This window comes from Microtetraspora malaysiensis, from assembly GCF_001528665.1.
Classification (GTDB): Bacteria; Actinomycetota; Actinomycetes; order Streptosporangiales; family Streptosporangiaceae; genus Microtetraspora_A; species Microtetraspora_A malaysiensis.
Genome location: NZ_BBYJ01000008.1, coordinates 264,847 through 283,143 on the forward strand (window position 1 = coordinate 264,847; position 18,297 = coordinate 283,143).

Annotated in this window: 16 protein-coding genes; 9 read left to right on the forward strand and 7 right to left on the reverse strand. The window is 71.6% G+C overall.

The features are described 5' to 3' along the window. Nucleotides 1-15: 15 nt before the first annotated feature. Both AWQ71_RS11445 and AWQ71_RS11450 read right to left on the reverse strand, forming a co-directional pair. Nucleotides 16-828: an ABC transporter permease gene (locus tag AWQ71_RS11445; RefSeq protein WP_067131112.1), complete on the reverse strand. Its 813-nt coding sequence runs from the start codon at nucleotides 826-828 to the stop codon at nucleotides 16-18. Next, nucleotides 825-1,862, reverse strand: coding sequence for an ATP-binding cassette domain-containing protein (locus AWQ71_RS11450; protein WP_067131115.1), 1,038 nt, complete (start codon nucleotides 1,860-1,862; stop codon nucleotides 825-827). Before AWQ71_RS11450 ends, AWQ71_RS11445 begins: the two co-directional genes overlap by 4 nt. A 279-nt stretch (nucleotides 1,863-2,141) precedes the next feature. On the opposite strand from AWQ71_RS11450, the gene AWQ71_RS11455 reads away from it, so the two are divergent. Together AWQ71_RS11455 and AWQ71_RS11460 are read left to right on the forward strand one after the other, a co-directional pair. Then, nucleotides 2,142-2,864, forward strand: a complete 723-nt coding sequence (locus AWQ71_RS11455) for an AfsR/SARP family transcriptional regulator (RefSeq protein WP_067131119.1) — start codon at nucleotides 2,142-2,144, stop codon at nucleotides 2,862-2,864. A 183-nt stretch (nucleotides 2,865-3,047) separates the two neighbouring features. Further along, nucleotides 3,048-3,512 (forward strand): hypothetical protein, encoded by a 465-nt coding sequence (locus tag AWQ71_RS11460; protein WP_067131122.1) that lies wholly within the window; start codon nucleotides 3,048-3,050, stop codon nucleotides 3,510-3,512. A gap of 320 nt (nucleotides 3,513-3,832) precedes the next feature. Here the strand turns inward: AWQ71_RS11460 and sepH are convergent, their stop codons facing one another. From sepH to AWQ71_RS11475, 3 genes are all read right to left on the reverse strand, one after another. Beyond that, nucleotides 3,833-5,767, reverse strand: coding sequence for a septation protein SepH (gene sepH / locus AWQ71_RS43725; protein WP_084258785.1), 1,935 nt, complete (start codon nucleotides 5,765-5,767; stop codon nucleotides 3,833-3,835). Between the two features lie 288 nt (nucleotides 5,768-6,055). Beyond that, on the reverse strand, nucleotides 6,056-7,333 hold the full coding sequence (locus AWQ71_RS11470; RefSeq protein WP_067131581.1) for a D-arabinono-1,4-lactone oxidase: 1,278 nt from the start codon (nucleotides 7,331-7,333) through the stop codon (nucleotides 6,056-6,058). A 99-nt stretch (nucleotides 7,334-7,432) separates the two neighbouring features. Continuing rightward, nucleotides 7,433-8,635 carry an MFS transporter gene (locus tag AWQ71_RS11475; RefSeq protein WP_067131125.1) on the reverse strand — a complete coding sequence of 401 codons (1,203 nt, stop codon included), beginning with the start codon at nucleotides 8,633-8,635 and terminating at the stop codon, nucleotides 7,433-7,435. Nucleotides 8,636-8,811: 176 nt separating this feature from the next. On the opposite strand from AWQ71_RS11475, the gene AWQ71_RS11480 reads away from it, so the two are divergent. Further along, the gene (locus AWQ71_RS11480; protein WP_067131127.1) at nucleotides 8,812-10,035 is read left to right on the forward strand and encodes a lytic transglycosylase domain-containing protein; all 1,224 of its coding nucleotides are present in this window, start codon (nucleotides 8,812-8,814) and stop codon (nucleotides 10,033-10,035) included. Nucleotides 10,036-10,045: 10 nt separating this feature from the next. On the opposite strand, the gene AWQ71_RS11485 is transcribed toward AWQ71_RS11480, so the two are convergent. Further along, complete coding sequence (locus AWQ71_RS11485) at nucleotides 10,046-11,041, reverse strand: ferrochelatase (protein ID WP_067131130.1); 996 nt, start codon at nucleotides 11,039-11,041, stop codon at nucleotides 10,046-10,048. Nucleotides 11,042-11,217: 176 nt separating this feature from the next. Between AWQ71_RS11485 and AWQ71_RS11490 the strand changes: the two genes are divergently transcribed. Together AWQ71_RS11490 and AWQ71_RS11495 are read left to right on the forward strand one after the other, a co-directional pair. Then, a complete protein-coding gene (locus AWQ71_RS11490; protein WP_067131133.1) occupies nucleotides 11,218-13,200 on the forward strand; it encodes a S9 family peptidase in 1,983 nt (660 codons plus the stop codon). A gap of 239 nt (nucleotides 13,201-13,439) precedes the next feature. After that, a complete protein-coding gene (locus AWQ71_RS11495; RefSeq protein ID WP_067131136.1) occupies nucleotides 13,440-14,270 on the forward strand; it encodes an inositol monophosphatase family protein in 831 nt (276 codons plus the stop codon). Nucleotides 14,271-14,350: 80 nt separating this feature from the next. Here the strand turns inward: AWQ71_RS11495 and AWQ71_RS42605 are convergent, their stop codons facing one another. Continuing rightward, nucleotides 14,351-14,515 (reverse strand): hypothetical protein, encoded by a 165-nt coding sequence (locus AWQ71_RS42605; protein WP_169806548.1) that lies wholly within the window; start codon nucleotides 14,513-14,515, stop codon nucleotides 14,351-14,353. Nucleotides 14,516-14,758: 243 nt separating this feature from the next. Here AWQ71_RS42605 and AWQ71_RS11500 point away from each other — a divergent pair, with 243 nt between their 5' ends. From AWQ71_RS11500 to AWQ71_RS11515, 4 genes are all read left to right on the forward strand, one after another. Next, complete coding sequence (locus AWQ71_RS11500) at nucleotides 14,759-15,412, forward strand: response regulator transcription factor (protein ID WP_067131139.1); 654 nt, start codon at nucleotides 14,759-14,761, stop codon at nucleotides 15,410-15,412. Continuing rightward, nucleotides 15,409-16,872: a sensor histidine kinase gene (locus AWQ71_RS11505; RefSeq protein ID WP_245658219.1), complete on the forward strand. Its 1,464-nt coding sequence runs from the start codon at nucleotides 15,409-15,411 to the stop codon at nucleotides 16,870-16,872. The genes AWQ71_RS11500 and AWQ71_RS11505 overlap by 4 nt, the downstream gene beginning before the upstream one ends. Before the next feature lie 257 nt (nucleotides 16,873-17,129). Continuing rightward, entirely contained in the window at nucleotides 17,130-17,429 is a 300-nt protein-coding gene (locus AWQ71_RS11510; protein ID WP_066939395.1) for a DUF4193 domain-containing protein, read from the forward strand. 20 nt (nucleotides 17,430-17,449) lie between these two features. Next, the gene (locus AWQ71_RS11515; protein WP_067131141.1) at nucleotides 17,450-18,199 is read left to right on the forward strand and encodes a hypothetical protein; all 750 of its coding nucleotides are present in this window, start codon (nucleotides 17,450-17,452) and stop codon (nucleotides 18,197-18,199) included. The last annotated feature ends 98 nt before the right edge of the window (nucleotides 18,200-18,297 follow it).

Below are 18,297 nucleotides of genomic sequence, written 5' to 3' on the forward strand. Positions count from 1 at the left end.
GCCCGCGCGGCCGGGTCACGTACGGTTGCGGAACGCGCGGATCGACAGCGGGGCGAACACCACCGCGAGCCCGGCCGCCCACAGCAGGGACACGATCGCGCTGGAGGCGATCGGGCCGCCGCTGAGGAGCCCGCGCACCGCGTCGGCCAGGTGGCTGACCGGGTTGATCTCCGCCCACTTCTGCAGCCAGCTCGGCATGGTGGCGGTCGGCACGAACGCGTTGCTGGTGAAGGTGATCGGCATAATCAGGGAGAAGGCCAGGATCTGCACCTTCTCCTGGTTCTCCGCGGTCAGCCCGATGAGCACCGCCGGCCAGGACATGGCCAGCGCGAACGCGAGCAGCAGCGCCAGCGCGCCGAGGACGCCGAACACGCCGGTGTGGACGCGGAACCCGAGCACCATGCCGACGCCGAGGAACAGCGCGAACGCCCACGCCTGCTTCAGCGTGTCGGCGACGATGCGTCCGGTGAGCGGCGCCGACCGGGCGATCGGCAGGCTCCGCAGCCGGTCGAACACGCCCTTGGTGATGTCGGTGTTGAGCCCGATCGCCGTCGTCAGGCTGGCGAACAGCATGTTCTGCGCGACCAGGCCCGGCAGGGAGAACTGCAGGTAGTCGCCCGTGGAGCCGGCGATCGCCCCGCCGAACACGTATGTGAACAGCAGCAGGAACATGATCGGCTGGACGCTCAGGTCCAGGAGCTCCATCGGGTTGTGCTTGATCTGCACGAGGCTGCGCCACGCCAGGGTGGCCGTGTGGCGCATGGTCGCCGCGACCCCGGGCCGCGCCGAGACGGTGACCCCGGGAGCCGCCGGGCTGATGGCCGTCATAGCGCGACCTCCTTCTTCCTCGCGGTGCCGTTCCGCGTGTCGTCGTGGGCGCCGGCCCCGCTGCCGGGGCCGTCGCCGGGCCGGTCGCCGGCGTTTTCGGTTCCTTCGGCGCGGTGGCCGGTCAGGGCGAGGAAGACCTCGTCGAGGCTGGACTTGCGCAGCGACAGCTCGGCCGCGACCACGCCCAGATCGTCCAGGCGGCGCACGATGGAGGGCACAAGCGCGGGATCCCGGACGCTGCCGGAGACCAGACCGCCCGCGACCTCGGGCGCGGCGCCAAGCACGTCGCCCACCACGCTCGCGACCACGTCCAGGTGGGACGGCCGCAGCGGCCGCACCTCGAGCACCTGGGCGCCGGTGGTGGCCTTGAGCTCGTCGGAGGTGCCGCTCGCGATGACCTTGCCGTGGTCGAACACCACGATGTCGTCGGCGAGCTGGTCGGCCTCCTCCAGGTATTGCGTGGTGAGCAGCACCGTCACCCCGTCGTCCCGCAGGCCGCGCACGACCGCCCACAGGTCCGCCCGGCTGCGCGGGTCGAGGCCGGTGGTCGGCTCGTCCAGGAACAGCAACTGGGGGCGCCCGACGAGGCTCGCGGCGAGGTCCAGCCTGCGCCGCATCCCCCCGGAGTAGGTCTTGGCGGCACGGCCGCCCGCATCGGTCAGGTCGAACCGGGCGAGCAGCTCGGCGGCGCGCCGACGGGCCTCGGCCCGCGGCATGTCGAGTAGCCGGCCGATCATCACGAGGTTCTCCACGCCGGTCAGCGTCTCGTCGACGGCGGCGTACTGCCCGGTCAGGCCGATCAGCGACCGCACCTGGTGGGCCTGTCTGACGACGTCGTAACCGGCGACCCGGGCGCGGCCCCCGTCGGGCCGCAGCAGGGTGGCGAGGACGCGCACAGCGGTGGTCTTTCCCGCGCCGTTGGGCCCGAGGACTCCGAGCAGCCGGCCGCGCGGCACCTCGAGATCCACCCCGTCCAGGGCACGCGTCTCGCCATAGCGCTTGGCCAGTCCCTCGGCCTGAATCGCGTATGTCATGATCTCTCTTCTCGTCGGTGTCGGCTCCACTCTGAAGGACGCCACTGACATTTCGCTGATCCCTTCGGCCGGGCACTGACATATCGCTGACGCCGTGCTGAGAAGCGGGCTGAGGCGGGTCGTGACCTCGGCTGATGACCGCTTGGCAGCTCGTTATCCACCCATTCGGTGAAGAATCACAGCGATTTACCACATATCGGGTACTTAGAGGAGGAAGCGCGGCGGAGCCGCCGGTCGAGATCCTTTTTCCATCTGTTTCCCACGCGAGGCGGGAGGGTCATGGAAAGCAACGACTGGGGTGCTTTGCGGATCACTCTTCTCGGCGGATTCCGGCTGCTCGCCGGAGGCGATCAGGTGGTCGTCTCCGGCGGCGCCGAGCGGCTCCTCTCGTTCATCGCCCTCTGCGGCCAGTCCGTGCCCCGCGCGCTGATGGCGGGCAGGCTGTGGCCGGACGCCTCGGAGCGGAGGGCGCACGCGAGCCTGCGGTCGGCCCTCGCCCGCCTCGACGGCGTCGGCCGCCGCATCCTCGACATCGGCGCGACCGACGTACGGCTGAGCCCCGCCGCCCGCGTGGACGTCGACGAGGCGCGGGCCCTGGCCCGGCGCATCCTCGACCGGACCACCCCGACCGCCGAGCGGGATCTGAGCGCCGACGCCGTCGAGACGCTCTCGGCCGACCTGCTGCCCGGCTGGTACGACGACTGGGTGATTTTCGAGGCGGAGGAGTGGCATCGGCTGCGCGTCCACGCCCTGGAGGCGCTCGTGGACGACTTCATCGCCACCGGGAGGTTCGCCGACGCGGTCTCCGCCGCGTGCCTCGCCGTACGGGCCGAGCCGTTGCGGGAGAGCGCCCACGCCGCGCTGATCCGCGCGCACCTGGCCGAGGGGAACCAGGCCGAGGCGTTGCGTGACTACGAGCGCTGCGCCGGCCTTCTGCAGGCCGAGCTGCGGATCCCGCCCTCACCGCGGCTGCGCGAGCTGGTCGCCGGCCTGCGTCCGTGACGCCGCGAGTCGCCGGATCGGGCCGTGCGGCAGGTGGCGCCGGAGGGGGAGCGGTCACGCTCGCGTCACGCGGGTGTCGCGGCGCCGTGGCGCGGCCCCGGTCACGATGCGAGGTGACCCGTAGTCGCGCCCACCCTCCGGCCGGACGGTCGCCGGGTGGCTCCATGGAGAAAGGAGACGGCCATGCGACGCACCGGACGTGTGATGCTGCTTGGCTCGGCCCTCCTCACAACCCTCGCACTCAGTCCGACCGGGGTATCCCACGCCGCGGCCACCCCCACCGAGGCGACCCTGAGCATGTCGCAGCACTCGGCGTTCAGCCGGGACGACTACAAGAAGGGCTTCCGCGACGGGTACAAGGACGGCCGCGCCGACTGCAAGGCCGGCATGGAGAAGAAGGCCATGCAGGGCCTCGCCGGAGAGGACGACTACGAGCGCGGCTACTCCGACGGCTACGACAAGGGCTTCCACAGCTGCAAGCGGATGAAGAAGGAGAAGAAGGAGAAGATGCACCGCATGCACGAGGAGCGGATGCACCGCATGCACAAGGAGAAGACGCAGCGGATGCACGAGCAGCGCATGCAGCGGATGCACGAGCAGCGCATGCGCACGGAGAAGGCGCACCGGATGTACCAGTCGCAGCGGTGATCCGGCCGCTGTCCGGCCCGCCATCGGGGTCCCGTCAGTCGGTGGTCCGCATGCGCTCCGGAGGCCGCCTCGCCACCGGCCGGTGAACCGGGCGAACGGCGATGAACAGGGGGCGTGGTCGCGCACCATGCCCCCGATCGCCGGGCGACGACGGGAGGTCAGTGGAGCGTGGAGGAGGGCGTTCACGCAGTGGAACGGTCGACCGGGGGGAGGCCCGGGCAGCCGGAGTCACATGGGGTGACATGCCGGTAGAGCGGCCGGAAGCCGGTCGTCCGCGAGACGCGGGGGGAGACGGGCGCGGGCGCCTCGTCAGGAGCGGATCATTCCTGCTTGCGGGCGCCGAACATGATCTCGTCCCACGTCGGGACGGAGGCACGCCGCCCGCGCGACTTGCGGGGCCGGGCCGGAGCGGGCTTGGGAGTGGGCGGGGCCGGCGGCTCGGGCTTCGGCTCCTTCGCCGCGCCCTGCTTGCCCGGGCTCGTGCCTGAAGCGGCGGCGGGCGCGGCAGGTGGTGCGGCTCGCTCCTCACTGAGCCTCGCGGCGGGCACGGCGACGGCCTCCTTGGCCGTGCCGGGCTCGCCCTCCGCCGGCGCGGGCGCGGCGGCAGGTGCGTCAGCAGGGGTCTCGACCCGCTCGGTCGCGGCGGCGTCACCGGGGCTCTCGGCCCGCTCAGCGGGCGGGACCGTGGGCGTGGGCGGCTGGGCTGCGGGCGCCGTCGCTTCGCTCTCCGGAGCGCTCCCGGCGTCCGTCGCGGCGGCCGGCTCGGACACGGTCGGCGCATCCGAAGGCGCCCTGTCGCTCACGGGCGCGGTCGCCTCGACCGACGCGTCTGCCACGTCCTCTGAAGCCGCGGCCTCCACGGCCGTGCCTTCCGAAGCCGTATCTTCCGAAGTCGTGCCCTCCGGAGCCGGGGAGTCCGACGCCGTCGTGACCTCGATCGCCTCCGCGGCGGCGGCCACGGACGGGGTGGCCTCGTCCTGCCGGCCGGGTGGTGCGGGAGCCGACGGGACGTCGTCGGCCGCCGGCGCGCCGGCGTTCCGCACCGATGTGCCCGGCGCGCCCGCGGCGCCTACCGGGCTGTCGGCCGCGACGGCCGTGTCGGTGCCCGCCTCGGCCTCCGCGTACGCCTCAATGCCACCGGAGGGCGCGTGCGGTGCGCTCTCCGGCACCAGGGAAAGCCGTTCCTCGGCGCGTGGCGTCTCCTCGGCCACGGGCTCGCGCACCGGGTCGCCGGGACGCGTCGGGTACGCGGCCTCCCCGACGTCGGGCAGGTGCGGGGTAGGGGCGCTCGGCGGTGGCGCGCCGCCGTGGACGGGCGCGGGCTCGGTCACCCGGACCGGGGGCCGCGTCTCGGTCTCCGGCAGGGCCGCCTCCTGGGCGGGTTCGCGCAGGTGGAACGCCGTCTCCCGGCTCGGCTCGGGACGGAAGACGGGACGGCCCGGGGCCGTCGGGGCCTCGGGCCGGTACGCCGTCTCGGCGGCCGGACGGGCCGCGGGCTCGTCGCGGACCGGATCGTCCCGGCGGGCGGGCTCGGGCCGGACGGGCGGGAAGTCGGGCTCCGCGCGGCCGGCGCGGACGGAGAGCGGGCCCTCGGGCAGCGGAGGGACGGGCGCGAGCTTGGACGCCAGGCGAGGCAGGAACGGCCGCACCGTCGTGTCCTCGACGGGGACGGGCTCGACGTACTCGGCGGCGGACAGGCGCATCGCCTCGTCGTCGTTGGGCGTGATGTGGCGGCGGCGCGGGTCGAACAGCCACTCCGCGTGCCGGGTGTGACCGTTCCAGACGAAGCCGAGCTTCACCCGCCAGAGGTTGTCGTCACGCTTGCACGAGTCCCAGTCGATCTCGTCGGCGGGCACGCCGCGCCGGGTCAGCCGCTCCGCGACCAACTCGCCGAGGGTGGGGCCGGGTGTGGTCTCGCCGGGAAGGCGCACGGCGACCCGCTGCGCCTGCTGGGCCATGTATTCGCGCTCCTGAAGCACGGGCCCCTCGAACCAGCGGACACGTTCGACCGGGATGCCGGCGGTCGCCGCGATCTCCTCCGCCGACTCTCCGGCGCGGATGCGAGCCTGGATCTCCTTGGGACGCAACGGACTCTCCACTTCGATCTCGTACTGGCCGAGACGGGAGAAGTTGCCGCGGACGGCAGCACGGAGCCGGTCGTCGACGGGAAGCGTGAACCGCGTACCGCGTCCGGCCGTGGCCAGAACGAGGTACGTGCCGTCCTCACTTACCGCGACGAGACGGAGCTCCTGCATGCGAGTCCCTTCGTCGTCGTGCTCAATCTTCCCCCGGACCCTTGAGTTTCTCGCGTGAGCCGGTTGCCTTCCAGCACCGTACCCGGCATGTCCGAACATCGCCTTCCCCAGGGGCGTGGCAGGCGACATGACGCCGGTCACATTTGTCGCATTCACCTTTCTACAGCGTGGCGGGGTTCAGCAAGCGGTTCTTGCCCCTCCGGGATTCCGGCGAGTCGCGCCGGGGCCCGCGCGAGCACGGAGCGGGGCCGCCGACGGAGTCTCAGACGTCATCGAGACGCCATGGTGTCAGCCCAGGACGACGTCCAGGTAGTCGTTCGTGAACACCCGCTGGGGGTCGAGCTCGTCGCGCAGCGCCACGAAGTCGGCGAACTTCGGATAGACCGTGGCGAGGTAGGCGGCGTCCCTGGTGTGAAGCTTGCCCCAGTGGGGACGGCCGCCGAACCTGGTCAGGACCTCCTCGACACCCTCGAAATATTCGGGGTTCGGCGTCGGACGGTAGACGTGGCAGGCGATATACGCGCTGTGCCTGCCGTACGCGGTGGACAGCCAGGCGTCCGACGGTGGGGTCACCCTGACCTCGACGGGGAAGGTGATCTTCCAGTCCATCCGCTCGATGAGGTCGCGGGTCTCACGCAGGGCCTGGGTCAGGTTCTCCCGCGGGATCGCGTACTCCATCTCCAGGAAGCGCACCTCCCGCACCGAGTTGAAGATCTTGTACGACGTGTCGACGGACTCGGACGCGCTGAGCAGGCTCGCGGAGACCCCGTTGATGCGCGGGATCGCGCCGGGCATCTTCGCGCCGACCGCGCAGGCCGCGCCGAAGATCGTGTTCTCCAGGAAGACGTTGTCCAGCCAGTGCTTGAACGGGCCGGTGGGCCGGGCCGGGCCGGGGGAGCGGTTGTTGCGCTTGGCCAGGCAGGTGTCGGTGTGCGGCAGCCAGAAGAAGTCGAGGTGCTCGTTCTCGGCGGTCAGTTCGTCCAGCGTCTCCAGGATGCCGCTGAACGGCAGCGGCTCGCGGCGGCTGCGCAGCAGGAACGACGGCTCCACCCGGAACGTGACGGCGGTGAGGATGCCGAGCGCGCCGAGGCCCACGCGGGCCGCGTCGAACAGCGGGCCCTCGCTGACGGTGGTGATCGTTCCGTCGGCGAGCACGATCTCCAGTTCGATGACCTGGTCGGCGAGGCCGCCGATGTCCCGTCCGGTCCCGTGGGTGCCGGTCTGGATCGCGCCCGCGATGGTCTGCGCGGTGATATCGCCCATGTTGCCGAGCGCGAGGCCGCGTTTGTGCAGCTCGTCGTTGACGACGTGCAGGGGGGTGCCCGCGGCGACCTTGGCCCAGTCGTCACCGGTCGCGAGCACGCCGGTGAGCGCGTGGGGCCGCAGCATGATGCCGTCGACCAGGGCGATGCCGGTGAAGGAGTGCCCGGTGCCCGTCATACGGACCCTGCGGCCGCTCCGCGCGGCGTCCTGTACGGCTTCGGCCACCTCGGCGGCGGACGCGGGCGTCCTGATCTCGGCGGGGGTGACGGACTGGTTGCCGGCCCAGTTGCGGAACTCGTTCATGACCATCCAAGCCCACGTTTTCGGGAGAAAACATGAACGATACTCATGAAGCCGGCGCCGAATCCAGAGCCCGGGGCCGGGAACCTGCCGGTGCCCCCGTCAGGCGGCGTCGTTCCCGGCGACCTCGGGTGTGCGCAGCCAGGCCGACCCGGCGAGGCCAACCGCGACGGCCAGCAGCGCGCAGATGAGCGGGAAGCCGTACGCGTTGGACGCGCCGTAGCTGTCGGTGAGCCGCCCGCCGGCCCACGCGCCGATCGCCACGCCGAACCCGAGCGACGTGGACAGCCACGACATGCCCTCGGTGAGCTGTGCCGCCGGGACCATCCGCTCGACCAGGGAGAACCCGGTGATCAGTGTGGGTGAGATCGCCAGCCCGGCGAAGAACAGGGCGACCGCCATCGTCGGGACGTTGCCCATCAGGATGAGCGGGGTCAGCCCCACGACGAACACCCCGAGCCCGCGCACCAGCCGCCGGCGCAGGTCGATCTTCCAGTGGCGCGAGCCGTACCAGAGGCCGGAGACCATGCTGCCGCTCGCGACCGAGGCGAGCAGCAGGCCCGCCGCGCCCTTTGCGCCGTGCTCCTCGGCGAACGCGACGGTGACGATGTCGATCGAGCCGAAGACCGAGCCGACGGCGAGGAACACCATCACGAGCAGCGCGACCCCCGGGATCGCGATCGGCGAGCCCGTGTGCGCGCGATGCCGTACGGCCGGCGGCTCGGTGCCGCGGAGCGCGGCGAACGCGAGGGTGCCGCCGACGGCGAGCAGGATGGCGACGACGAGCCCGACGTAGACGTTGACGCCGGTGGCCAGCGCGGTGACGAAAGCCGGGCCGGCCACGAAGATCGCCTCGTCGGCCACGCTCTCGAACGAGAACGCGGTGTGCAGCTTCGCGGGGTCGTCGAGCACGTGCGACCACCGGGCCCGGACCATCGACCCGAGCGAGGTGGCGGCCGCGCCGACGACGAAGGCGGTCGCGTAGAGGGTCCAGATGGGCGCCTTGGCGTGCGCGCACAGAATGAGCGCGACGAGCGCGGCGCCGTGCAGGAAGACGAGCGGGACGAGCACCTTGGCCTGGCCGTACCGGTCCACGAGCCGGCCCGACAGCGGCGCGGCGAGCGCGAAGGCCACCGACTCTACCGCCGAGACCGCGCCCGCCGTGGCGTAGGAGCCGGTCAGCTCCGACACCAGCAGGATGATGCCGATGCCCAGCATGGACATCGGGATGCGGCCGACGAATCCCGCGATGACGAAGCCCTTGACTCCAGGCGTGCCGAAGAGCCCGCGGTACGGCCCCACCATGTCGATTTCCCCTCGCACTCCGTGCGTCCGGGCACCTCGATGCGACTGGTGCGGCCGCGGGCTCCCCCGCTCGCGACACGCGGACGTGCACTTATCCTGCCAGACCATGTCGTACCGGCTGGCCGGTTGGCAAGTGATTTTTCGATCTACGTCCCGAAGCGACTAGCCTGAGCCGGGTGCGCCGTGTTCCCTGGTTCGCCGCACTACGTGTGCTTCTGGTGGGGCTGACGGCCCTGGTGGCGGTCGGCGCCGCCGTGCTGTACGCCAAGGGCGAGGAGGGCGGCCGCGAAGACGGCGCCAGGCACAGCCTCGCGGACACCACGAGATCGACCCCGTCGACCCCCGGCCCCGGCCCCGGCCCCGCGCTTCCCACCGGCTCCCCGGTGCTGGCGGAAGCGGAGATCCGGGCCGCCCCGCCCCAGCTCATGGCGATCACCACGTCGTCCGTGCCGGACGAGACCGTGCGCAGGGTCGCCGGGCTCAAGGGCGTGCGCAAGGCCGCCGCCGTGGACGGGGGGACCGTCCACATCGCGGGCAACCCGCTGCAGCTGCTCGCCGTCGATCCGGCGACCTTCCGTTCCTGGACGCCGCAACCGGTGGCGGAGCACCCCGAGGTGTGGAGCGCGCTGAGCCGGGGCGAGCTGGTGGCCGACGCGGAGACGGTCCGGCGGCTCGGCATGAACCTCGGCGCGCAGTATCAGGTCGACGGCGGCCCCCGGCTGCGCCTCGCCGCCTCCGCCGCGCTCGGGCTGCCCGCCGTGGACGGGCTGATCAGCACGGACCTGGGGCGGAGCTTCGGGTTCTCCCCGGGCGTGGTCGTCCTGATCCACGGAGCGTCACCGGACGCCCGCCGGGTGAAGCGCGTGCTCGGAGCGAAGGCGCACATCCTCGCCGTACAGCCCGGAAAGCGGGAGAAGACGACGAGCGAGAAGAAGGCCGGGAAGACCGCGAAGACCGGCGGGAAGACCGGAGGTGGGACGAGCACGGGCGGCGGAGGCACCGGGCAGGGTCTCGTGGGACGGCCGGCGAGCTATCTGGAGCTCTACCGGCGCTCAGCCGGGGTGTGCCCCGGGCTGTCCTGGTCCGTGCTCGCCGCGATCGGGCAGGTGGAGAGCGGGCACGGGCGCAACAACGGCCCCTCCTCGGCGGGCGCGCTCGGTCCGATGCAGTTCATGCCCGCCACCTGGAAGACGTACGGCGTGGACGGTGACGGCGACGGCAAGGCCGACATCTGGAGCGCCTACGACGCCGTCCCGTCGGCGGCCAAGTACCTCTGCGCCAACGGGGCCGCCAAGGGCGGGGAGAAGCTCAGGAAGGCCGTCTGGTTCTACAACCACTCCTGGGACTACGTGAACAGGGTCCTCGGCCTCGCGGAGGCGTACGCGCGGGCCTACAGCTGACCGGGGCCGGTCAGCGGGGGCGCCGTGCGGGGGCCGGGCAGCAGGTCGCCGGGCACGGGGCCGGCTCGGGCTCGGCCATCAGCTCGGAGATCATCCGGACGAATCGGGGGTGCGTCCCCGCGGTGGCCGCCCGGGCGAGCGGCAGGCCGAGCCGCTCCGCGAGGGCCGTGGCCTCGACGTCGAGGTCGTAGACGACCTCCATGTGATCGGAGACGAAGCCGATCGGCACCAGGACGACCGCCTCCGTGCCCGCCGCGTGCAGCTCCTCCAGGTGGTCGCAGACGTCGGGCTCCAGCCACGGGACCTGCGGCGGGCCGCTGCGGCTCTGCCACACGAGGTCCCAGGGCCGGTCCGCGGCGACCTCGGCCGCCACGAGCGAGGCCGTACGGCGCAGGCCCGCCTCGTAGGCGCCCCCGGCCGGTCCGGCGGTCTCTGCCATCGAGATCGGGATGCTGTGCGCGGTGAACACCAGCCGCGCCCGGTCCCGCAGCCCCTCGGGGAGCCGTTCCAGGGCCGCGCGCGTGTGGTCCGTCATCGCGGCGACGAAGCCCGGGTGGTCGAAGAAGTGGCGCAGCTTCACGATCTCCGGCGCCCCCGGCACCGCCGCCGTGGCCCGCTCGATGTCCTCGATGTACTGCCGGCAGCTCGAATACGAGCGGTGCGCGGACGTGACGAAGGCGGCCGCCCGGCGCACGCCGTCGGCGGCCATCTGGCGAACGGTGTCCTCCAGGAAGGGGTGCCAGTGGCGGTTGCCCCAGTAGACCGGGAGGTCCACGTCCAGCGCCGCGATCAGGTCCCGGCACTGCTGGTTGATCGGGCTGACCCCGCCGAAGCGCTGGTAGTGCGCCTCCACCTCCAGCAGCCGCTCGCGCGGCACCCCGCGCCCGCGTACGACGTGCTCCAGGAAGGGCATCACGTCCTCGGGCTTCTCCGGTCCGCCGAAGGACACGACGAGCAGCGCGTCGTAGCGCGGGGCCAGCCCGCCCTCAGGTGTCAGATCGCCCATCGCTCCCCGCCCGATCAGCTTCGCCGTACCGGCCGTTCGCCGGCCCGGGTCTCACAGATTATGCGGCCATGTCTCCGGCCGGTCTCGCGGACCGCCCCCGCCGCCGGTGGGCGGTCAATCGCCTTGGTCACCACAGATGATCGGGGTAGGTTCGATCGGTGAGTCATTTCCGGGATATGAGTGAATACGTCGCCCTGCCGCGCGTGCTGTCGCTGCGGCTCTCCCCGGACGGGACCCGGCTGGTGTCCGTGGTTCAGTCCCTCAATCCGGACAAGAAGTCGTACGGCACCGCCCTTTGGGAGATCCCCCTGGACCCCGAGGGCCGCCCCCACCGGCTGACTCGGTCCGCCAAGGGCGAGGCCGGCGCCGATTTCACCCCCGACGGCGAGGTGCTCTTCGTCTCGCGGCGCCCCGACGAGACGGTCAAGGACGAAGGGGAGGAAGTCCCGGCGCTGTGGCTGCTGCCCGAGTGCGGAGAGCCGCGGCGGATCGCCGAGCGTCCGGGTGGCGTCACCGGCGTCCACGCGGCCGGCGGCACGATCGTGTACAGCGCCGACGTCCTTCCGGGTGACGCCGCCACCGAGGGCGAGCGCCGCAAGGCCCGCAAGGAGGCCGGGGCCAGCGCGATCCTGCACGAGAGCTACCCCGTCCGCTACTGGGACCACGACCTCGGCCCCGGCCAGACCCGGCTCTTCGCGGCGCGCGCGGGAGCCGCGCCGGACCGGCTGGACGCGCGCGACCTGACGCCCGAGCCGGGCAAGGCGCTCGAACTGTCGTCGTTCGCGGTGACGCCCGACGGCCGCACCGTCGTCACCACCTGGAACGTCCCGCTCGCCGGCGGCATGCGGCGCTCCGAGATCGTCGCCATCGACCTGGACGCCGACGCCGGAGCGGAGGGGGTGGGCCGCAGGGTGCTCGCCGCCTCCGACACCCACGACTTCGGCGGGCCGGTCGCCGTCTCGCCCGACGGCCGGTACGTCGCCTGCACTCGGGAGCGGCACTCGACCGAGGAGCTGTCGACCGCGTTCGAGCTGTGGGTCATCGACCTGGAGACCGGCGAGGGACGGGCGCTCGGCGGCGAGCTGTTCCCGCAGGACATCGTCTGGGCGCCCTCCTCGGACGCGATCTTCTTCGTCGCCGACCACCAGGGCCGCCGGCCGATCTTCCGGGTGTCCCTGGACGGGGACGGCACGGCCGTCCGCGTCACCCCGGACAACGGCGCCTACATTGAGCTCTGCCCGGCGGCCGACGGATCGGTCTACGCGCTGCGGAGCGCCGTGGACTCCCCGGCCGTGCCGGTGCGGGTCGCCCCCGACGGCGACGTGACCCGGCTGCCGTCCCCGGCCCCCGAGCTGGAGCTGCCCGGCACGCTGACCGAGGTCAGCGCCGTCGCCGAGGACGGCACCGAGATCCGCGGCTGGCTGGTCCTGCCCACGGGCGCGAGCGCGGAGAACCCCGCTCCGTTCCTGCTGTGGATCCACGGCGGCCCCGTTTCGAGCTGGAACGACTGGTCCTGGCGCTGGAACCCGTGGATCATGGCCGAGCAGGGGTACGCGGTGCTGCTGCCCGACCCGTGCCTGTCCACCGGGTACGGCCAGGCGATGATCGACCGCGGCTGGGCGAACTGGGGCCCGGTCACCCACGCCGACCTGATGGCGATCACCGACGAGTGCCTCAAGCTGCCCGAGATCGACGAGCAGCGGATCGCGGCGATGGGCGGGTCGTTCGGCGGCTACATGGCCAACTGGGTCGCCGGGCACACCGACCGGTTCCAGGCGATCGTCACCCATGCCTCCCTGTGGAACCTGGACCAGTTCGCGGGCACGACCGACGCCTCGATGTACTGGGAACGCGAGTTCGGCCGGCAGGGCCACGAGCGGTACGCGCGGCTCTCCCCGCACAACTCGCTCGGCGAGATCAGGACGCCGATGCTCGTGATCCACGGCGACAAGGACTACCGGGTCCCCATCGGGGAGGGTCTGCGGCTCTGGTGGGACCTGCAGCGCTCCGGCGTCGAGTCCAAGTTCCTCTACTTCCCGGACGAGAACCACTGGGTGCTCAAGCCGGGGAACGCCGTGGTCTGGTACCAGACCGTGCTGGCCTTCCTCGCCCAGCACGTCCTCGGAGAGGAGTGGGCGCGCCCCGCCTCGCTGGAGTGACCGGGCCACCGCCCCCGCGTCGTACGCCCCGCCGGTCCACGCGGACCGGCGGGGCGGTTCTTGTCCGGCTACCCCGCTGAGACCGGGCGCCGATTCCCGGTACGCCATCCGGTCTCCGTGCGCGCCTGCCTCCCGGCCGCGCCTGCCCCGCAGGCCGATCTGGGAGGATGCCTCAAGTGGCCCTTAGTCACGAAATTTCAGGACTTGACGTGATCGGACCGAGGAGGGGGCGGGTCAGGATGGCCGAGGAACGGGGCGCACCCGACCAGGCGGAGTTGCTGGCACTTGCGGTGATCATCGCCGAGGAGGCGGGCCGGATGCTCGTCGCCAAACGGCCGGCCCGGCCGGAGGTGGTCGAGACCAAGACCAGCCCCACCGACGTCGTCACCGCGCTCGACCGCGCCGCCGAGGAACTGATCCGGGCCCGCATCGCCGCGGCCAGGCCGTACGACGCGGTGCTGGGCGAGGAGGGCGGCGACACTCCCGGCACGGGCGGCGCCCGCTGGGTCGTCGATCCCATCGACGGCACGGTGAACTTCCTGTACGGCCTGCCCGACTGGGCGGTCAGCATCGCCGTCGAGGTGGACGGCGAGATCGTCGCGGGGGCGGTGAGCGTCCCGCAGCGCGGCGAGCTCTACTCCGCGGCCAAGGGCGGCGGCGCCTGGCTGGGCGGCGAGCGGCTGCGGTGCAACACCGGGGTCGAGCTGGGGCGGGCACTGGTCGCGACCGGGTTCGGGTACGCCGCCGCCCGCCGCGCGGTGCAGGCCGAGGTGCTGGCGCACGTGCTGCCGCGCGTCCGCGACATCCGCAGAGGCGGGTCCTGCGCCGTCGATCTCTGCTCGGTCGCCGCCGGCCGGGTGGACGCCTACTACGAGCGCGGCACCCACTACTGGGACCACGCCGCCGCCGGGCTGATCGCCACCGAGGCGGGCGCCCGCATCGGTGGCCTGCGCGGCAAGCCGCACGGCACGGACATGCTGGTGTGCGCCGCCCCCGGCCTGTTCGAGGAGCTGGACGGCCTGCTCGCGCCGCTCGACCCCGAACGCGACACCCCCGCCGGTCGGGAGTGACGGCAGGACGGCGATGAGAACACGATGAAAGACGACGCGGGGACCCGCCTTTCGGCGGGTCCCCGCGTCGTCGAGGGGGGTTATCGCTCGATGGCGATGCCGTGATCGACGGCCAGACGGCGCAGGTCCTCGATCTCGGCGGTGAGGGTGTCGGCGAGGAAGTCGTCCCCGTTCGCCGTGGCTTCCTGGAGACCCTTGTAGGCCTGGTTGAGCCGGGTTTCGATCGTGGTCGTGAACTCGCCCATACTCACCTTCTTTCTCAGGGGGCGAAAAGGTGCCGGTCGGCCCCGGTGCCGGATCCTGGGGAGAGCATGGCCCTTCCCCGGCACACGGCAGAGGGGTGTAGACCAGCCTTACCCACGCCGGGGGAGCTCTCAAACCACCCAATACTTGTGCTCTACGTCACGTAGAGCTGAGGGACCGCTTACCGTCGACTTACGTCCAACCAGGTCACAATGAGGGCCTGAGACCTTTCGAGGAGGACTTGCATGCGCGTGCTTGTGGTGGAGGACGAACGCGTCATGGCGGACGCGATCGCCACCGGGCTCCGTCGTGAGGCGATGGCCGTGGACGTCGCCTACGACGGCGCGGCCGCCCTGGAGAAGACCGGTTACATCGACTATGACGTGATCGTGCTCGACCGTGACCTGCCCAAGGTCCACGGCGACGAGGTCGCGCGCCGCCTGGTCGCCCAGCGGTCGGCCTCCAGGATCATCATGCTGACCGCCTCTGGCGAGGTCGACGACAAGATCGAGGGCCTGGAGCTGGGCGCCGACGACTACCTGGCCAAGCCGTTCGCGTTCATGGAGCTGGTGGCGCGGGTGCGCGCGCTCGGCCGCCGCTCGGCCCCGGCGCTGCCGCCGGTGCTCGAACGCGCGGGCATACGATTGGACCCGGGCAAGCGCCTGGTGACCAGGGATGGCAATGAGGTCTCCCTCACCAAGAAGGAGTTCGCCGTCCTGGAGGAGCTGATGCGCGCCGAGGGCGCGGTCGTCAGCCAGGAGGATCTCCTCGACAAGGCGTGGGACGAGCACATCGACCCGTTCACCAACGTGGTCCGCGTGACCATGATGACGCTGCGCAAGAAGCTCGGTGAGCCCCAGATCATCGAGACCGTGCCGGGAGTTGGATACCGACTGTGACCGAGCCGTACGAGCCTGCGAAGGACGACGCGGACGCCGCCCGGGGGTCCTCCTCGGGCTCGGACGGCACCGCCGCCACGCCCGCCCCGACCCAGGGAAGCCAGGGCGGACGGGAACCCCAAGGGGCTTCACAACCGCGTATGCGCCTGGGCCGGATGACGTCGGCGATGGGGACCGGGCCCTACCGCACCCAGGTCCCGCCGCCGCCGAGCGGTCCGCCGGTTTGGGACGGCCCGCCGCCGGTGGAGGCCAACCCGGTGGAGTCCGGACTGCTCGACCAGGTCCGCGCGCTGCCCGGCCGCATGAGCATCCGCTGGCGGTTGACCCTCACGTACGGCGGCCTGGTCTTCTTCGCGGGCGCGCTGCTCCTCCTGGTCATGTACGTGCTGGTGGGGCAGGCCATCGCCGCCGGATGGCCGACCAAGATCATTGTTTCTAACGGCCTGCCGCTGGAGTCCTACGACGCGATAAAAGACTGGTACGTGCAGCAACAGGCGGAGATGATCGCTGCCGCGCGGGGCGAGCTGCTGAGACGGTCGTTGCTTGCGCTGCTGGGCGTGGGGATCCTCGCCCTCGTCCTCGGCTACTTCGTCGCGGACCGGGCGCTGCGACCGGTGAAGAAGATGACCGCCACGGCAAGGAAGCTCTCCGGCACCTCTCTCGCCCACGAGCGGATCGACCTCCGGGGGCCCGACGACGAGCTGAAGGAGCTGGCGAACACCTTCGACGAGATGCTCACCCGGCTCAACACGGCCTTCGACGCGCAGCGGCGGTTCGTCGACAACGCCTCCCATGAGCTGCGCACGCCGCTCGCGATCAACCGGACGGTCCTGGAGGTCGCACTGTCCGACCCGCACGCGTCCGAGGATCTCCAGGTGCTCGGCCGTACGCTGCTCGGCACCAACGCACGTAACGAACGTCTCATCGAGGGGCTCCTGCTGCTCGCCCGCAGCGAGCGCGAGCTGTCCGTGCGCAAGCCGGTGGACGTCCAGGAGGTCGCCACGACCGCCGTCGAGCAGCTCGCCTCGTTCGCCGCCGAGCACGATGTCGCCGTCGAGCACGATCTCCATCCCGCCCCCGTCACAGGGGATCCGGTCCTGCTCGAACGGTGCGTCTCCAATCTCGTCGAGAACGGGATCAAGCACAATTCCGGCGCCTCCGGAAAAGTCTGGGTACGGACGGGAATGGTGGACGGGGCCGCCGTTGTTCAGGTCGCCAACACGGGACAGCACGTCCCCGCGTATGAGGTGGATGCCATCTTCGAACCGTTCCGCAGACTGAACGCCGACCGGGTGGACTCCGCCAAGGGCGCGGGGCTCGGACTGTCCATCGTGCGGGCGATCGTGCGCGCGCACGGCGGCACGGTCACCGCCGTCCCCAGGGACGGAGGCGGCCTCGTGGTGACGGTGCGTCTCCAGGGAGCCGGTGCTCTGGCCGGGACGACACTGTCGGCGCGCTGATAGAGCGGCCGCCCCGCACATGTGGTTGGATGTGCCGTCGAACGCGATGGGTCATACCCGCAATACTCTAGTTTTCGCCATATTTGGCTAACTGGAGCCTTGCGCGGCATCCCCTCGCGTGTCGGAAGGTTCGGTGATCCGCGAACCGGGGTACCGATTGCAAAATCTCCCGGGAGAAACGGGCACAAGAACGGCCTTCCAAGCGTTAAAGACGCGCGACCCGCGCGACAGATAGATGAGGGGGATGGAGTACGCACATGGCTACCGACTACGACAGCCCGCGCAAGACCGACGATGACCTGAACGAGGACAGCCTCCAGGAGCTTCAGGCGCGGCGGAGCGACAAGTCGTCGGGCAGCATAGACATCGACGAGACGGACCTCGCCGAGTCGCTTGAGCTGCCGGGAGCGGACCTGTCGAACGAGGAGCTGTCGCTCCGAGTGATCCCGCGCCAGGCCGACGAGTTCACCTGCTCGCGTTGCTTCCTGGTGCACCACCGCAGCCAGCTGGCCTCAGAGAAGAACGGCCAGCAGATCTGCCGCGAGTGCGCCGCCTAGGAGACGCGGGGAGGAGTCCGTTGACTTCGAAAGCGGATCGATCGCAGGACGAGGTCGCCGAGCTGGTCGGCCGGCTCGTGACCCCTGAGGAAACGAACGAGGCCGAGCGGCGCCGGCTGCTCGGCCGCCTCAGTCGAGCGCTCGTCCGGTCCGCGAAGAAGACGAAGGACTCGGTTCCGGGGCGTGGCCGCTGGCTCGCCGATGTCTTCATGAACATCGCGCCGCGTCTCCCGATCAGGGACGCCGCGACGCTTCGGGAGCACCATTACGGGCTCACCGGCGAGCAGCTGGCCGATGATCTGGTCCGTACGGCGGCGAAGGGCACGATGGCAGTGGGCGCGGTGGGCGGAGCCCTGGCCGCGGCCCAGTTCGTCGCTCCTCCGCTGCTGCTTTCCGCTCCCGCCCAGCTGGTCGCGGAGACGCTCGTCGTCGCGGCGATCGAGGTCAAGCTCATCGCCGAGCTGCACGAGATCTACGGCGTGCCGGTCCCCGGCACGACCACCCAGCGCGCCACCGTGTTCGCGGTGGCTTGGGCCAGGGAACGCGGGGTGAACCCGCTCGCCCCCGGCTCGGCCTCCATCGCGGTCGGGGCCGCGGCGAAGACCGCGTTGCGCAACCGCCTGATGAGGACGCTCGGGCGGCATTTCACCACATTCGGCCCCTTCTTCACGGGAGCCGTCGCGGGCGGCGCGCTCAACCGCATCGCGACCAAGAAGCTCGCCCAGGCCGTACGGGCGGACCTGCGCGGGCACGCCCTTCCTCCCGCCTGACCCCGGTCCGCGGCGCCTGCGCCGGACCGCGCGGTACGTGACCGGACGGTACGGAAATGTAACCGACTGGTCTAAACCTCTTTTCCGACGCCCGTGAC

Coding starts and splice junctions, on each gene's coding strand:
- AWQ71_RS11455 (WP_067131119.1), top strand. CDS start 2,142: ATGGAAAGCAACGACTGGGGTGCTTTGCGGATCACTCTTCTCGGCGGA.
- AWQ71_RS11485 (WP_067131130.1), bottom strand. CDS start 11,041: ATGGGCGATCTGACACCTGAGGGCGGGCTGGCCCCGCGCTACGACGCG.
- AWQ71_RS11445 (WP_067131112.1), bottom strand. CDS start 828: ATGACGGCCATCAGCCCGGCGGCTCCCGGGGTCACCGTCTCGGCGCGG.
- AWQ71_RS11470 (WP_067131581.1), bottom strand. CDS start 7,333: ATGAACGAGTTCCGCAACTGGGCCGGCAACCAGTCCGTCACCCCCGCC.
- AWQ71_RS11460 (WP_067131122.1), top strand. CDS start 3,048: ATGCGACGCACCGGACGTGTGATGCTGCTTGGCTCGGCCCTCCTCACA.
- AWQ71_RS11475 (WP_067131125.1), bottom strand. CDS start 8,635: ATGGTGGGGCCGTACCGCGGGCTCTTCGGCACGCCTGGAGTCAAGGGC.
- AWQ71_RS11490 (WP_067131133.1), top strand. CDS start 11,218: ATGAGTGAATACGTCGCCCTGCCGCGCGTGCTGTCGCTGCGGCTCTCC.
- AWQ71_RS11450 (WP_067131115.1), bottom strand. CDS start 1,862: ATGACATACGCGATTCAGGCCGAGGGACTGGCCAAGCGCTATGGCGAG.
- sepH (WP_084258785.1), bottom strand. CDS start 5,767: ATGCAGGAGCTCCGTCTCGTCGCGGTAAGTGAGGACGGCACGTACCTC.
- AWQ71_RS11510 (WP_066939395.1), top strand. CDS start 17,130: ATGGCTACCGACTACGACAGCCCGCGCAAGACCGACGATGACCTGAAC.
- AWQ71_RS11500 (WP_067131139.1), top strand. CDS start 14,759: ATGCGCGTGCTTGTGGTGGAGGACGAACGCGTCATGGCGGACGCGATC.
- AWQ71_RS11495 (WP_067131136.1), top strand. CDS start 13,440: ATGGCCGAGGAACGGGGCGCACCCGACCAGGCGGAGTTGCTGGCACTT.
- AWQ71_RS42605 (WP_169806548.1), bottom strand. CDS start 14,515: ATGGGCGAGTTCACGACCACGATCGAAACCCGGCTCAACCAGGCCTAC.